The sequence below is a fragment of the Erythrobacter sp. genome, from assembly GCF_038133525.1.
Lineage (GTDB): Bacteria > Pseudomonadota > Alphaproteobacteria > Sphingomonadales > Sphingomonadaceae > Qipengyuania.
Genome location: NZ_JAYPTL010000154.1, coordinates 1 through 423, shown reverse-complemented (window position 1 = coordinate 423; position 423 = coordinate 1). Strand labels below are relative to the sequence as shown.

At 59.1% G+C, this 423-nt stretch carries 1 protein-coding gene; it reads right to left on the bottom strand.

The features are described from left to right. Nucleotides 1–233, bottom strand: a 233-nt coding sequence (locus tag AAFM29_RS17410) for a DUF1153 domain-containing protein (protein ID WP_341713979.1), incomplete at its 3' end; no start/stop codon positions are given. Nucleotides 234–423: the final 190 nt, after the last annotated feature.

The following is a 423-nucleotide window of genomic DNA, read 5'->3' as shown; positions in this document are numbered from 1 at the left end:
TGCCTGGGCTGCACTTCATTGCGATGGCGCCGATCGACCAGATCTTCCCATTCGCGGAATTCGCTGTGGCTTAGCAAATAGCGTTCGCGCGCTTCAGCAAAGCTTATCACCTGTTTACGCACTGCCCGCGCGACTTCGGCCTTGCGGGCTGCGGACCAATAGATCCGATGAGTAGTAGGCAGGGCGGCACGCTTGATCGCGTCTGCTACGGTCTCGCGCGGGGCATAGGGCATGCTTTGTCTCCTGACTGGCCCCCGTTGCCTATAATCATTCGGTTTCGAGCCTTAATTCCGGGTAATCGCTTGTGCTCAGGGCGCGATTCATCATCCGAGCGGTGCCCGCGATGCGATGAAGCTTTGGCGTGCTTTGCCCGAAACGAAAAGGGCGACCCTTGCGGGCCGCCCTTGCCGCTTTTGCGAAAGA